The 12,913-nt window shown below is 50.2% G+C and carries 9 protein-coding genes; 5 read left to right on the top strand and 4 right to left on the bottom strand.

The window, feature by feature from the left end; translation table 11 throughout:
• Window position 1 precedes the first annotated feature (1 nt).
• The 4 genes from V5J35_RS00225 to V5J35_RS00210 all read left to right on the top strand — a co-directional run bounded on the left by V5J35_RS00225 (window position 2) and on the right by V5J35_RS00210 (window position 4,454).
• Window positions 2-1,123 carry an SIS domain-containing protein gene (locus tag V5J35_RS00225; RefSeq protein ID WP_354011657.1) on the top strand — a complete coding sequence of 374 codons (1,122 nt, stop codon included), beginning with the start codon at window positions 2-4 and terminating at the stop codon, window positions 1,121-1,123.
• Between the two features lie 36 nt (window positions 1,124-1,159).
• Window positions 1,160-2,068: an ROK family protein gene (locus tag V5J35_RS00220; RefSeq protein ID WP_354011656.1), complete on the top strand. Its 909-nt coding sequence runs from the start codon at window positions 1,160-1,162 to the stop codon at window positions 2,066-2,068.
• A gap of 35 nt (window positions 2,069-2,103) precedes the next feature.
• On the top strand, window positions 2,104-2,958 hold the full coding sequence (locus V5J35_RS00215; protein ID WP_354011655.1) for a tagatose bisphosphate family class II aldolase: 855 nt from the start codon (window positions 2,104-2,106) through the stop codon (window positions 2,956-2,958).
• A 200-nt stretch (window positions 2,959-3,158) separates the two neighbouring features.
• Window positions 3,159-4,454 (top strand): OprD family outer membrane porin, encoded by a 1,296-nt coding sequence (locus V5J35_RS00210; RefSeq protein ID WP_354011654.1) that lies wholly within the window; start codon window positions 3,159-3,161, stop codon window positions 4,452-4,454.
• Between the two features lie 55 nt (window positions 4,455-4,509).
• On the opposite strand, the gene V5J35_RS00205 is transcribed toward V5J35_RS00210, so the two are convergent.
• The 3 genes from V5J35_RS00205 to V5J35_RS00195 form a co-directional block, all read right to left on the bottom strand.
• Window positions 4,510-5,238 carry a hypothetical protein gene (locus V5J35_RS00205; RefSeq protein ID WP_354011653.1) on the bottom strand — a complete coding sequence of 243 codons (729 nt, stop codon included), beginning with the start codon at window positions 5,236-5,238 and terminating at the stop codon, window positions 4,510-4,512.
• A 969-nt stretch (window positions 5,239-6,207) separates the two neighbouring features.
• On the bottom strand, window positions 6,208-6,627 hold the full coding sequence (locus V5J35_RS00200) for a nuclear transport factor 2 family protein (RefSeq protein WP_354011652.1): 420 nt from the start codon (window positions 6,625-6,627) through the stop codon (window positions 6,208-6,210).
• The gene (locus V5J35_RS00195; protein ID WP_354011651.1) at window positions 6,599-7,312 is read right to left on the bottom strand and encodes a transposase; all 714 of its coding nucleotides are present in this window, start codon (window positions 7,310-7,312) and stop codon (window positions 6,599-6,601) included. The genes V5J35_RS00200 and V5J35_RS00195 overlap by 29 nt, the downstream gene beginning before the upstream one ends.
• A gap of 137 nt (window positions 7,313-7,449) precedes the next feature.
• Between V5J35_RS00195 and V5J35_RS00190 the strand changes: the two genes are divergently transcribed.
• Window positions 7,450-8,337 (top strand): Stp1/IreP family PP2C-type Ser/Thr phosphatase, encoded by an 888-nt coding sequence (locus V5J35_RS00190; protein WP_354011650.1) that lies wholly within the window; start codon window positions 7,450-7,452, stop codon window positions 8,335-8,337.
• Window positions 8,338-8,483: 146 nt separating this feature from the next.
• Here V5J35_RS00190 and V5J35_RS00185 read toward each other — a convergent pair whose 3' ends face one another.
• Window positions 8,484-12,890, bottom strand: a complete 4,407-nt coding sequence (locus V5J35_RS00185) for a hypothetical protein (RefSeq protein WP_354011649.1) — start codon at window positions 12,888-12,890, stop codon at window positions 8,484-8,486.
• Window positions 12,891-12,913: the final 23 nt, after the last annotated feature.

Genomic DNA, 12,913 nt, shown 5'->3' with positions numbered 1-12,913 from the left:
CATGATAAACCTGCATGACAAAGATACCTCTTCAACCCCCGCCGGAGGCTACTGGACTGAAAAGGAAATTCATCAGCAACCGGCACTCTGGGAAAAAAGTGTGCAGAATGTCCGGAACCAGCAGTCTGCGTTAAATGAATTCCTGCAACCGCTGCTGCAACGACCGAACCTGCGCATTCTGTTCAGTGGGGCCGGTACTTCTGCGTTTGCCGGTGAGGTACTGGCGCCACATCTGGCCGGTTGTACCGGACGACGGTTTGACGCTGTCAGCACCACCGATATTGTTGCCAGTCCCGATCTTTATCTGGCCGAGAAAGTGCCGACCCTGCTGGTCTCTTTCGCCCGGTCCGGATGCAGTCCGGAGAGTGTTGCCACGGTTCAACTGGTTGACCAGTTGTTACCGGAAAGCTGGCACCTGGTGCTGACCTGCAATCCGGAAGGCACACTGTTCCGGAACTTTCAGCAGAGACAGGACAGCTACTGTCTGTTAATGCCGGAAGGCAGCAACGACAAAGGCTTTGCCATGACCAGCAGTTTTACCTGCATGATGCTGTCGGCGCTGTGCATCTTTACCCCGGACAGCCAGTTCGCTGAACAGGCCGGGAAGCTGCAGGCGCACTCAGAAAGCCTGCTCCGGAATAACGCTGATGCACCAATGGATATACCGGATCGATTGATTTTTCTTGGCTCCGGCCCCCTGAACGGCATTGCCCGGGAAGCGGCACTGAAATGTCTGGAACTGACCGCAGGCGCTATTAACTGCTCCTATGATTCACCACTGGGGTTCCGCCATGGTCCCAAGTCAGCCATTAATGAAAAAACGACGATTATCGTCTTTTTAAACAATCGTCGTCATACCCGGCAATACGATCTGGATTTGTTGTCGGAAATTCGCAGGGAGAACCAGGCAATGAACATTGTTGCCCTGGACTTCAGTGACACCCTTGATGAGTCCATAGACGGAGCCTGGCTCGCTTTTCCCTGCATTCTTTATGCACAACAGCTGGCGTTTAATTTTTCCTGGCGTTTGGGCATCACGCCTGACAATCCCTGTCCTTCCGGTGAAGTGAACCGGGTAGTGCAGGGGGTCACCATTTATCCCTACGAACAGGCAGACTTTTGATGCCCAGGCCAATAACAACATAAACAGGCAAACCCTATGCACTATGGACTGGATGCAGGTGGTACAAAAATAGAGCTGGCCGTGTTTAACAGCCAGTTTGAGCAGGTAAAAAGCCTGAGAGTGGCGACCCCTGCTAAACATTACAAGCAGTTTCTGCGCACGATCAAAGAGATGGTCCTGGAGGCTGACAACGAGCTGTCTGTCCGGGGTACCGTCGGGATCGGGCTGCCCGGCGTGTGTGACATTCGTAACCAGACCTACCTGTCCAGTAATGTTCCCTGCCTGACAGGTCACAGGCTGCATGACGACCTGACGACGATTCTGGACAGACCCGTTGCTATTGAAAACGACTGCAAATGTTTTGCACTTTCAGAAGCGGTTGATGGCAGCGGCAAAGACTATGAACGGGTTTTTGGGGCCATACTTGGCACAGGGGTTGGCGGTGGACTGAGTATTGGTGGACAGCTGTACACCGGCCTCAACCATATTGCCGGTGAGTGGGGTCACATGGCGCTGACTGCGCCGCTGCAGAAGAAGTATAACCTGCCGGTCAGAACCTGCGCCTGTGGGCTGTCGGGGTGTTGTGAACACTATATTTCCGGTACCGGCCTGAGTCAGTTGCATCTTCACCTGACGGAGGAGGCTGTGACCGCTCAGGAGATAGTTGCCCGTATGGAAGAAGGGTGTGCAATAGCGGTCAACACCTTTGAGGTATTTCTGGATCTGCTGGCAGCGGCCATGGCGAACCTGGTGATGACCTATGACCCGGACGCCATTGTGCTTGGGGGCGGGTTGTCGAACGTTAACGCCATCTACCAGAAACTGCCCCGGATTCTTAAACGACACCTGTTCCGCACCATTGTGCCGCCGGTCATTTTGCCGCCGGATTATGGCGATGCCAGCGGAGTCCGTGGCGCTGCAAGGCTTGGAATGGCGCTTGCCTGAATAATTTATTGAATAACAACAGTCAGTGAGGAATAATGGCCATTTTATCGACAAGGGATATGTTGCTGAAAGCGCAGCAACAGCAGTATGCTGTTCCCGCCTTTAATATCCATAACCTTGAAACCCTCCGGGTGGTGATTGAGACCGCCGCAGAGCTGAGGTCCCCGGTTATTCTGGCAGGAACCCCCGGCACTATAAACTACGCTGGTCGTAAGTACCTGGTCGCCTTATGCGACGCAGCCAGCCGACAGTATGATATTCCGGTCGCCCTGCACCTGGATCATCATGAATCCCTTGAGGCGATAGAGCCGCTGGTCAGGCTTGGGGTCCGGTCGGTAATGATTGATGGTTCGCACCTGCCGTTTGATGACAATATCGAACTGGTCAGTCAGGTGGTTAACTTTGCCCACGGCCATGATGCCAGCGTCGAGGCCGAGCTTGGGAAGCTCGGGGGCATTGAGGACGACCTGGTGGTGGATGAAGCCGACTCGACGCTGACTGATCCGGATGCAGCCGCCGAATTTGTTGAGCGTACGGGGATTGATTCACTGGCCGTTGCCATCGGCACTGCCCACGGGCTGTATAACCGTGAACCCAGGCTGGATTTTGAAAGGCTGGCGGCTATTCATAAAAAAGTGCCGGTTCCCCTGGTTCTGCACGGTGCGTCAGGCATTCCCGCCGACGATGTTCGGGAAAGCATACGACTTGGGGTGTGCAAGGTGAATGTGGCGACAGAACTTAAAATAGCTTTTTCCGGTGCTGTGAAAGATTTTTTCCAGAACCATCCGGACGCGAATGATCCCCGTCATTATATGCTTCCGGGAATGGCTGCCATGGCAGCAGTGGTCAGGGAGAAAATCGAAATCTGCGGTAGTGCGGCTACCGTTTAGGTGCGGTTTTAATAAAAATAATTAAAGAGGGAGGATTGATCACTACAGAAAAAAATGCTGACACTGTAATTGGGGAACATAACAAAAAGCAGAATCCATTATTAATGGTTGCGTTATTTTCACGGATTGTTGCCATGAAATGATGCAAGGGATGCTTTTTGCTTTAAAAAAATAACAACACACAAGCGAAGAATAAGAAGATGACAACACGTACAACACTGCACACACTCACTGCAGCCATTATTGCTGTTACCGGCGCGTCGCTGGCCCAGGCCAGTTCAATGGATGCGGCGACCCGGTCCGATGCAGAAATGATGACATTCGACCCGAGCCTGACGCTCACTTATAAGAATTATTATTTCAGGGACAAGCCAAAATCAGACAGCGGCTATGAGATCGATGAATGGGTTCACGGCGTTATGGCTGACTTTGATTCCGGCTATGTCAACAACAAGGTCGGTGCCGTTGTGACCACCGGCTTTGCCAGCCCTATCAGCGTTAAAGATGGTTTTTCAACCAGTACACCGACCAACAGCAAGGGTGATGGTGCCAATGCCATTGCCGGTTTCCAGCAGGCTTATGTCAAGGCGCGTTACGGCGTTGACCAGCTGGAGTTTGTGCTGAATGCCGGTGTTAAGGTACGCAGCTTTGAACTGTATGGCGACAGCGGTTCCCGTGTGCTGCCATCCAGCACCAATGGCGCAGACCTGACGGCGAGTTTTGCTGACGCTAACCTGTATGCCACCAGGATCAGAGGGTTCAGCGCCCGTAATGATTCGGTATTTTCAGGGGATTTGACCAATGGTTCGGAGAAAATTGATCACCTGACCATTGTCGGTGGTAATTATTCTGTAGCGGGTGTTGGCCTGGCGGCCGAAGTGGCGGAATCTACCGATTACCTGAAGAAGAGCTTTGTTAAAGCGTCTTACGATGCCGGGCTTAATGATTCCACAAACCTGAGCATGGACGTTCGTTACGGAACGGCTAAAGAGAACGGCAAGCTCTACGCGAACAATGACTATAAGTCCAAATACTACAACGTGAATGCCAAGGTTGGCTTTGGTAATGCGTATGTGGGCCTTGGCTATAACAAGACCGCTGATGGCGATTACGACAACGGCTTCTTTGCCGGAGACCACGGTAAATTCAACTCCGGCCTGGCCCAGTGGGAAGACAACTCACTGCAGGATGAAAAAGCCTACGTCGTCAGTGCAGGGTATAACTTTGCGGACCAGGGCATGGCTGGCCTGGGTATTGACCTGTGGTATGTCAACGGTTCGGATGCCAAAGACATTGATGACTTCAAACGTCGTGAGTTTGGCAGCCTGATCAGCTATCAGTTTGATGGTCAGCTTGAGGGATTGAGCGTTAAGTGGTTGCACGTCAACTATAAGGCAGAAGGTACTGCGACCGGTTCCCGCACCAGCCTGCCCGGCACCATCTATAAAGAGAAAATCAACCGCTTCTACGTCACTTACGACTTTTTAGTGTTCTGAAGCCGCCAGAATGGTAACCGGTCTGGGTAGTCCGGTTACCCTCACATGCCTGCCATTAGTAGGGGGGTGGAACGAGGGGCGTCATGAAGGGGTGCTCCAACTGAAAAGGCTGAACCGGTTCAGGAGTATTTTCAGGAGTGTGTTCAGGAAGCTCAGGCATTTTCTCCAGCAGTGTTGAATCAATGGTAAACGTTGTATAAGAGGGATACATTGGCGCGTAGTCACGTGATGCCCCGCTATACAAATAGCTTAATATATAATACAGATAGTCAAGATAGGATGCGGTATCGGGTACGGCTTTACGGAAAGCGTAAAATATTTGAGAGCTTCGCCTGAATCTTCCCTTTTTATTCTCAGAATAACCCTTTCTGGACATAACATGACTGATTCTTGGATCTTTACTCAGGGCATTATAAAGACCAGCATAGTACCGGGCCTGAGAGTTGACTAATGTTTCTAACTCCTTCTCTCCAGCCCGTTTAGCAGAAGAACCTCTGATAAGGCGAGTCATCATTTTATGGTTAAAAGAATTGCTACTAATATGAGAAATGGCAATCATTGGTTCCGTGTCTGATATATGCTCTTCCAGTAAGGGCTTTAATACCTTTTGCATGCAATATTGCCAGGTGTTTTTTCCAATTATCGACTTAAAATAATTAACCCCGTCATCCTCGCTCGAAGAGATCATCATTTTCAAACCGAGATCATTAAAACGCACCGTTAAAAACAGAGTGTAGGCAAATTGAACCAAATGGTTGTTCTCGGAATACAAACCACAGCCCATACCAGAAGCACCCTGTTCGGAATGCAGAAGCCGGATAGGTAACAGGCTGATAATGGCGATTTCACTTTTGTGGATAAAGTGAGTGTATGTGTATGAGTCCGGATTTACCCTATGCCCTTTATTGAAAGGGTTTTGGCATCTTTTATCGAGTGGAGGGAGGTGCTCAGGGTCTCCCAGTTCAGTGGTAATGGCGTTACAGAGAGATTCCCATTGTTGTTCATTTCTGCTGCCGGGAGCAAACCACTCCGTACCGGTAAAAACCAGTATGTCAGGCTTTAATTTGTTGCGTCGCAGATGGTCTGCCAGGTCTGATTGAATATGTTGCAGCTGGGTGCTTCTACTTGTATTTGAGCTGCTGGAGGAAAGATGCCAGTGAAAAATCCGAACCCTGACTCTGTCATTATACTGGCTCAGGGAGCTGGTACTGGAGTCAGCGACATTATCCGCTGATTTGCAGGCCCGATGGCAAGCTATTTCGTTTAACAGTTGCGATAACACGGGGGTGGCTGAGTTATGGGCGGGATAGCAATGATGGGTATTGGCGTACTCAAGAGGGACTATATTATCCGGCACCATCACCCAGCCCTGGCCCGGCTTTACACAAGGGCTTCCATAAAAAACATCCCAAAAAGTTTTCTCTGCGCCCTTCTGGTCTGTTGCTGCTGAGATACCAGCGTACCCCCCTGAGCATAAGCAAACGATTAACAGAAAGCCCGGTAGCAACGCGCTTGAAGCATTGTCGAGCACTTTGACTATGAAGGAGGCACAGCCCCGGACTTCATATTCATTTTTATATTTATGCCCGAAGGCGAGAGTCATTGTTAGTTTATGGTTGTTCAGTGCTGGCAAAGGAAGAAAACTCTATGTCATAAAGAATGAAGCAGTTTAGTCCCTTAACCCGAATCTTCCATAAAGGAGCAGTAATCCCGGTAAAGCGGGTGGGCAGACCTGTCCAGCCAATAATTCAGGTCATGTTATCTGACAGAGAACCCGCTGGCTTTCTGAATGTTTTTTTCTGACAGGGTAGGTGTCATAAATAATCGTCAGCCGGGTAAACAGTGTTTTATCCTCTGTTAAATTGAAGACATCAACACACTCAAATTCAACAATTTCTTTACTCTGCAATGTCCACCGGTAACGAAAATGAAGCGCTATGGAGTCATCATTTTTTGAAGAATCAAAGACCGTTAATAACGTTGTCTCGGACTGTTCGGTATCGGAGAAAAGCTCTTTATAAAAATCTTTAGCCAGAATCTCACCATAAAGAGGGGAGACTACAACCGCATCTTCTGTAAACAGGGAGAGAACCTGATTTAAATCGCCATTATTCAGGGCGCTAAGGTATGTATAAAAACACCAACTATCCAGAATCCGATTTAACCACTGCACGTTTCTTTCTGGGCCGACCACGCTTGAGCGGTCTGACCCGGTGGTTGGCAATGGTTTCTATCTTACCTTTGAAGGCATCGCCACCCAGAATCTGCCCCATATTCACGGTCTCGGCAATAAACTCAATAAGTCGTCTGTCAAACCGGTACCGGAACGATTCACTGTAGGCGTTACAACGCTGGCTGTGGGTGTCGCCAAGGGCAAGAAAGAGCCTGTGATCCTGAATCAGCCAGTCTTTCCTTTCGCCGCAATGGTGCGGATAACTGGACCAGGGGTAGTCGGCCAGGTTCTCCACCAGGCCAAGATGCAAAGGCCGGAGTTCCACATAGCGGTAACAGGTCAGCAGGTAGTTTTCCGAATCAATCAGGCTGGATTTATAGCGCCCTTCCCACAGGGTTCCGGAACGCTTATAACGATGGTTGATGTATTGCACATAGCGTCGCCCCAGTGACTGCATCATCGAAGAGATGCCTTTATCAATTCTGGGTGTGGCAATAATCTGGATAGAGCCGGGTAGCAGTACATAAGCATGTATCTCAACCTGGTACTGATCCGAGGCGGCTCTCAGGCTGGTCAGATAAAATGCATAATCATCGTCGTCGAAAAAACAGGGCAAACGGTTATGGCCTGTTTGAACGATATGTTGCGGAATACCAACAATATTAATTCTCGACGGCCGACCCATGACGTCTGATTATTCCTTTTATTATTATTCAGGTTTGAGAAATTATACTGCCACGATTTTCGAACAGAGTCAGTCTATTATTGAGCCATATTTGTCTTTAAACTAATCGTTTGACGCTCACTACGGAAAATAAAAACGTGTGCCAGATTGCCATTGAGGGTAAAACAGATATTGGCCGCCGCCGTGATGAAAATGAAGACGCTGTCAGCTGGAATAACGGCACTCATCAGGGTTCATTTTCATACCTGATGGTGGCAGACGGTATGGGCGGCTATCAGGGTGGGGCAACGGCCAGCCAGACGGCGGTCCGGATTGTATCCGGTCATTTAGCCTCTTTGCAGACCACCTTTTCTTCCTACACGCCCGACCAGAAAACCATGGTGGTCAAGTCCGAACTGTTTCAGGCTGTCATCAATGCCAATGAAGCGATTCTTGATCAAAAACTGCAGAACCCCCAACTTCAGCAGATGGGAACCACCCTTGTTGTGGCTGTTATCTGGTCAGGCTGCCTGATGGTGTGTCATATCGGTGATTCAAGAGCATACATCTGGGATGAGCGGCGGGGTATAAGACAACTGACAAAGGATCACTCTGTCGTGCAACAGATGATCGACAGTGGTTCCCTGACGGAAGAGCAGGCACGAACCAGCAACATCCGTAACCAGCTTACCCGGGCTCTGGGTGTACAGCGATCCCTGTCGCCGGTGATTAATACCTGGGAACTGACCGACGACTCTCTGATCCTGTTGTGCAGTGATGGCTTAACGGAATATTTCTCCAACCACCAGATCGGCCATCTGCTTGCTACCCATAAACCGTCGCTGGAATCCTGTTACCGGTTTATTGATGAGTCGAACCGGCAGGGAGGGAAAGACAACATCTCGGTGGTGATCGGGCAGTACGAAACGTCGGCGGCTATGCACCCGACAGCAATGCAACCGACAACCATGCAGAAGAGGCCGGAGTCCGATGCGACCGTACCCAAGGCGGATAAAACGGTTCCTTATAAGGTGGCAAAGGTCTGAACTTATCCAATCATATTTCTGGTGCATACCGAAGGCTGATTCCGGGACTTTCCAGTACGTTGTACTGGTTGTTGGGTATCGTTTCACTCCACCCAGCCTACGCAACACGTCAAAGTCATTGAATCCACGTACTAGTCAACGACAGACTAATACTTCCTGATTTTGGCATGAATCGGCTGTGTCCAGGACAGGTGCGGCATTTCAGGCAGTTTTCTCCTGATACTGTCATGCTGGGTCAGCTCGTTAAATCGTTTTATCTTTTGTATGGGAAAGAAAATATAACTGGTTTCTTTTGTATCGTCAGAAACAACCCGGTATAACTTGTCAACCGACAGGTTCAGCTTAATGGTTGTTTTGCCTGCCGCTGTCTTAAAGCTCAGGGATTCAACGGGGTGCCAGCGGGACTCCTGCGCAGAGAACAGATCAATATGGTAGCTCTTTTCAGGGGTTACCCCCTCCAGCACCACAGCATGTACCCAGTTGTGTTGCGGGTCGTCCAGGGAGGCGGGAAAATAACCGTCTTCTCCCTTAATTTTCATCATCGGAATATGCAGCACCCTTTCTATTTTATGGGTACGGCCTAACACCCAGATTTTGGTCAGTTTGGCGACAGGTTTTTCTCCGCGGGCTCCGGGGTAGTTATAGATTGAAAAATCCACGGGAGAGCTTACGGTTTTATCCATCGCCTGCCATATATCACTGTCAGGCGACTGCAGTTTTGACAAAATATCCCTTGCACACCGGGTGTGTAGAGAATCACAGAAGAGCCCGCAGTTTGAAATGACCAGGTACAGCGCCTTCCAGCGAACAGAGTGATGCACTCCCGCCTCGTTAATCAGGTTAAAATAGCCCTCAAGATGTTCTGCCCCATTTTTCAGCGCTATAAAGTCAGAGTAATGGTCAGAAATAAAGTGGTAAAACGGCTTGTTCTCCAGAGGTTTGGGAGTATCAGTACACTGCTGTCCTTCCGGAGTCATCACGATTTTCCTGCCCCGCCTGTCAGAAGCCAGAACGCCGTAATAAGGAAAAGAGACCGGTATCTTAAAGCCCCGGGAATTGTGCCTGGAAATTTCAAGGAGATCACTCAGCAGGGTGATATGACCGAACGCCAGCAACTGGTGGCACAACTCGGAATGTATCCCCGTTTTCTCAGGCTCATCACAACTTAATGGCTTCTGAGCCGCTTTGGCATACGCTTCGGCATCGAAAAAAAACACGTTCCGGGAGTAATGGTCTTTATCGTATGAAAAAGCCGGCCGCGCCTCCGGAAGATAGGGGTTTTCGGGTTCAATAAAGTAGTATCTCTTTCCTTTCAGACTGTCGCTCGCGGTTATAATACGAGTGCCGGAAAAAAACTCCACCAGGACAGGGGGAGCTTCGATGGTGAAGCTTTCACTGCTTACAGACAGGTCCTTTGTCAGCCGGTGTGAATAATAATCACCGGGAGGCAAATTAAGGGGCTGTTTCACCTTATTGGCCTTCTTATCAACCACTATTTTGCGTTGGTTGCCATGCTTCAGGCTGGGAATAAACCGTGGTTCCGTTAACTGGAATAACCCCAGTCTGGCTCGTAAAGCAATCAGTTCAATCTGTGGTTTTACTGCGGGTTTTGTATTGGAAAATCCTTCAGTAAACTCAGCCGCAGCGCCGGTACTTCTCCAGCCAGGCTCAGTCCTGTTTTTCTCAATCAGTTGCTGGAAGCAGGCGGCAGCCAGCTCCTGAGAGCCACTTCCGATACCGACACCACAAAACAGCTTCGCCATATCCACAATGTCACTGACTGTCTGAGGGTCGGCCTGTTCCCGGTACGACGCATCCACCATTTCAGAGAGTAACCAGAGCCACTGGTTCAGTAGCGGTTTTTTTATCTTTTTTAAATGGGCAAATTTCAGGCCCGACAAATGCCAGAGCGGGGTACTTGTCGGGCGCTTTAACCAGGCAGCCTGCTGAGCCGATGTGATCGTTTTACCCCTGGAATAACTGGTTTCCAGACTTACCAGGCACTCTTTACGGGTTTTACAGGTCGCTTCCCATTTCTGCAGCTGTTCAAGTGTCCCGGTCACTTTTTGGGGAGTGCCGGCAAACAGGTTCAGCAACAGGCGATTCTGCTGGGCCTTCAGCCCAAAGTTAATTGCCCAGGCATGGGGAATATATTGTCTGTCCTTGAATGCCGAAAAATACGCCAGTTCCCTGTTCGCATGCACTAATAGCTTTGCCTCCGTATTGACGATTAACTGCCTGATGGTTCCGCCACCGATGGTCGTCAACACCTCATTGCTGTGGCCCCAGGTGAACTCGCCGTTATTCTCTGAGAATGACGCTTCGATGTACTCTCCGTCTTCCAGCACCTGTAAGTCCCGCTGAACCGTAGAGCACTCTGATCCCGGGCTGTAAAGGTAAAGTAATGAAAGAGAGTGATTGTTATTGATGAAAACCGGGAGAAAGGTCGGGCTGCCAGCAAGAACCCCGTAGCCTGTACTCCGGTCAACCTGCCAGCCGTTAACCAGGCTGGATTTACCGGAAAAACGCTTATCGTAAAGGGTCAGGGGGTGGTCAGGCACAGGAATGTTTTTCAGGTTTGGCGCACCGGAACGGTCAAGCTCTTCCACTCGGGCAAAACATTGCGATAGCAGTCCGGCGGGCTGGCTCCCACAGAAAAAACCGTAAAGGCTTATTTTTTTCACTCGTTCCAGCAGGGTGTCTTCCCGAGCGTCGGACGTCCCGGTCATAAGCCGGATAAAACGGATTTTTTCAGACCATTGCAACTGTTCAAAGGTGACAAACTCTTCGGGTACCAGAAACAAGGTCTGATGGTGTTTTTCACCGGATTCCGGGGTATCGGCCTGAAAGGGCAACAGGGTGTCATCCCCGTTCAGCCTCTCATACAGGGCGTAGCGGGCGACCAGAATATCGTGCCGTAAGTTCCAGATCAGTAACATCAGTTGTTGTTTACCGGGTACCTGCCGGACGCAGTGTTCAATCAGCTCATACTCCTGCAAAGCGTCACAGGGGTGAGCCGGACGATTGACGTGCTTCGTCGTTTGTTTTGGCTGAACCAGCGTTATCTGAACCCGTCCTGCCAGGGGAGTGGCCTCCTGTTTCACGACCGGGGTTGCAACGGGCTTAGCTTGTTGGGTTGCAAAAAGGAGTTTCTTAATTACATAGTATCCCGAGATAATACCTGTCGGAATGAGAAGGGATCTTAATCGGATGTGCGCATGGTGCACTGTACTGTCTTTTAATGGAGTGTTTGATAACGAGGGCTCAGGTGCCGGAGAATCTGCCGGCTTATCGGACAGTGTGTGGTCGTCTGGCGTTGATGCCTGTTTCTGTTCAGGCTGATTTTTATTATTCCTTGCCTGATTTTTAACGGGTTTCTTTTTTTTCTGCTCTTTCCCGTTTCGTTGTATTTTTTTATCGTTGGCATCATCGCTGGTCATTGGTCTCCCGTTCGACGAGCATTCGGCGGGGCAATCATCATCAACAATAACACCCGGGGACGACCCGGACGCTCTGGCTGACTGCAATGCCAGCTGTCGCCGAAGGCCTCTGTTCCTACGTTGCAGTTCTTCTATCTCTGACGTTGCCTGAGCGCCAGCTTCGACGACTTCCTCTCTTAAACGTGCGGCTTCCGCCCTCAAGCGTTCGATTTCTTTTTTTAAACGCTTGGATTTCGAGGTCGCCGCCGAGTCGGTTTCTTCCAGTTGCCGGGTAAGGTCTTCGACCTGTGCATTCAGGTTATTTATCTTCTGCTCCCTGCTGATAGCTCTTTCACGCCCGGCGGCTATGGCCGCCTGACGCCTGATGTCTTCCTGTTGTATCTGCTGTTCGAGTTGTGCGAGCCGTTCGGTTAATAAGGCAATATCCTGGTTCTGCGACGCTATCGTTCTTATCTGCCGGTTTTCTTCGGTATGCCTTTGCAGCAGAAGCTGTGAAAGCTCTGCCCGGGTTTGCTGCAGCTGGGCTTGTAACTCCGCAGAGCGAAGGTCTTCAGGATAAGGCATTTGCGGAGGGGGCATCATGGCAACAAGTTGTGGCGGATACCCCATAACAACAGGCGGTTGCTGAGGAACTACCGCTATGACATGCGGGTTTGGTGCGGCTGGCTCACTGCTGGCAGCCGGGGGCAGGCCAAATAAGTCGGACCTTCTATTCTGGAAGTCCTGTAACAGCATTGCAGGAGGCCGGTTTGGGTGGGGGTAGTCCAGATAAAAGCGTATAAACTCAACAAAAAATGGTTGGGCGCCAACAGACGTTTGTGCCCTTGCCAGACCCATGGAGAGCATCACCTGGTTCCTGGCATCGTTCAGGAGGTATTTTTCCTGTTGCTCTGTCAGATCTTTAAAACTATTGACTGTTCCAGTGTAAAGCTCATTGTCATGACTTTCCCCGGCCTGACCATTCCATGGTGCCAGTGAACCCAACATAAGAATGATAAGTGTGAACGACCACCGCCTGAATTGAGCCACTGCCAGCCCTGCTATTGAATGCGCCCACGACAGGTTAGATGGCAAGCCGGGACTCTGCCACCAGACCGGCTGTTTTGGGAACAAACCAGCCTGTTTCTGGTCATATG

This window comes from Endozoicomonas sp. NE40, from assembly GCF_040549045.1.
Lineage (GTDB): Bacteria > Pseudomonadota > Gammaproteobacteria > Pseudomonadales > Endozoicomonadaceae > Endozoicomonas_A > Endozoicomonas_A lisbonensis.
This window is presented reverse-complemented; position numbering and strand designations above follow the sequence as displayed.